Source organism: Moorena sp. SIO3I6, assembly GCF_010672095.1.
In genome coordinates this window covers 1-2,260 of the sequence record NZ_JAAHHU010000769.1, presented here as the reverse complement: position 1 = coordinate 2,260, position 2,260 = coordinate 1, and the positions used below count along the sequence as shown (strand labels likewise).

1 protein-coding gene is annotated in these 2,260 nt (G+C 46.8%); it reads left to right on the top strand.

What is annotated here, in order from left to right; all coding sequences use genetic code 11:
* The first annotated feature begins 878 nt into the window (after window positions 1–878).
* On the top strand, window positions 879–2,165 hold the full coding sequence (locus F6K49_RS42510) for a transposase (protein WP_293107437.1): 1,287 nt from the start codon (window positions 879–881) through the stop codon (window positions 2,163–2,165).
* The last annotated feature ends 95 nt before the right edge of the window (window positions 2,166–2,260 follow it).

Here is a 2,260-nt window from a genome sequence, read left to right as displayed (position 1 = left end):
AATTTCATCTGGCCATCTCCCGATCTGGTCATCCCGACCTCTGGCCATCTGCATCTGTAGTGCTACTTTGAAGACTTGCTATAGCTTGGATAGCCCCATAGCTGATTAGGGGGTAAGCTGAGAAGGACCTGTTGGTGTAACCAAAAGTGTGTTAACTGTGGTCTACTGATTGGTCTACTGATTGGCCAACTGGGATCAAAGGGCATTCACCCTTTCAGTCATGGAGGTGGCAAACTAGAAGAAATGGATTTAACAAATCGGGGGAGGCAAGAGTGGTTTCGTCTCCGGGACGAAATTCCCCATTCTTCAAAAAGGTGGGGATGGATACTCCCCCTCAAGAGTTGTCAAAGCGTGTTATTTGGCACTAATTTAGTATTGGTTGTTGACCCGCCTGACTGTCTCGGAACAGATAACCGTTCGTAGCGGTAAGACGCTTGGTACAAAAAGAGCAGAGTTCAGGGAAGACTCTTGCCCCAGCTGGTTGACGATTGTTGTCATACCAAGGTGAGAGTGGCGAGTTGAGTTTAGGACTGTGGGACGCGGTTCTGAGCCTGTGGAGGGACAGTAAGACCAATTTGTACTTGTACAAAAAGGCGTGACCCATTGAAGCGGGAAGCTCCGAAGACGAATAAAACCGTCTCTCCATGAGCTGAGTTAAGGGCGCGCCCCAATCTCAGTGAAGCGGATTGGGGTAGTTCACGTAGGGGAGTTGATCTTGGCACGTAAGATAGAGCCTCTATGGGCAGCACAAGATGACCAAAAATAGTGGGTCTCAAGCCCCGCCCTTCTAGGGAGGCTTTAAAAATCCTATGTCTTTGAATTAAGGCGCTTTCGTTAGCTCAAGAATGTCATATAGTTGAGACTTGGAGGTGAGCAAAGTGTTCAATCTAACCTACGAGTTCAAATTAAAACCTACCGCTAAGCAAGTATCTTTGTTTGAAAACTGGCTTGAACAGTGTCGCAAAGTTTATAACTATGGACTAGCGGAAAGAAAGGATTGGTATAAATCTCGTAGTTGTGTAATTAACGCTTGCTCTGTCCGTAGTGAGTACATCATTTCAGCCGATACTAAACGTCCCACTTATGCCAGTCAGTGCCGTGGGTTAACTGCTGCTAGGAAAGCTATTGAAGAGCTTAGAGCTGTTCAAGTCCATGTTTTGCAGCAAACCCTCAAAAGACTAGAAAAAGCCTTTGTTAATATATGGGAGCAAGGGCATGGTTTTCCCCGCTTCAAGAAGCAGGGGCAAATGCGGTCTTTTGTTTTTCCACAACTAGGAGTCAAACCGGTTGAATCCGGGAGAGTCAAATTACCCAAGATTGGCTGGGTGAAGATGTGGCAATCACGGGAAATACCCGCAGATGCTGTAATCAAGCAAGCCAGGGTGGTCAGGCGTGCTACTGGCTGGTATGTAATGTTGACTTTGCAATGGGATGTGGATATTACCCAGATTATGCCTCATGGGGAACCATTGGGTGTTGACGTGGGAATTACACATTTTGCAGCCGTCAGCAACGGTAAATTGTTTCCTAATCCGCGCCCTTTTAAGCGCCTCGAACGCAAGCTTAAATTGCTGCAGATGAAGGTAAGTAGGAAGCGTATTGGAAGTAGTAACCGTCGCAAAGCACAAGCAAAAGTCAGTAAGTTACACGAACGAATCGCTAACGTCAGGAAGAATTACCATTGGGAATTAGCTCATAATCTTTGTGATTGGGCTGGAATGATCTTTGTTGTTGGCGAAGCCTGTCCGAAGGACATAGATCTAAGCCTGAAAGGATTGGCCAGGGGTATGCTGGGTAAGCACTGTTTAGATGCAGGATGGGGTCAGTTTTTCCAAATACTAGAGCAGTGCTGCTTTAAACGTGGAGTTTACTTCCAAAAAGTAGACTCTAAAAAGACTAGCCAAATTTGCCCCAATTGTTTAACTGAAACTGGCAAAAAGACCTTGGCTGAGCGTGTCCATCATTGTGAAAATTGCGGTTATACCACAGATAGAGATGTGGCAGCCGCTCAAGTAGTCTGCCTACGTGGGCTTGCAGCCGTGGGACACACGGTCAAGATGCTTTCTGAGGGCAAGTTCGTCGGAATCCCTGGGAAGAAAGAATCCCCGCGCCTTAAGGCCCGGGGAGTGTCAACAACAGAGAAAGGACGTTCTGATGAAGCGTAAAAATCAACAAATGTTAGCACTGGTGTGGCGAAGCACTATTGTTTTGTCATTCTTCCTGTTGCCTGTTGGCCTTGGCAGTGCCCAATCCATCGAAC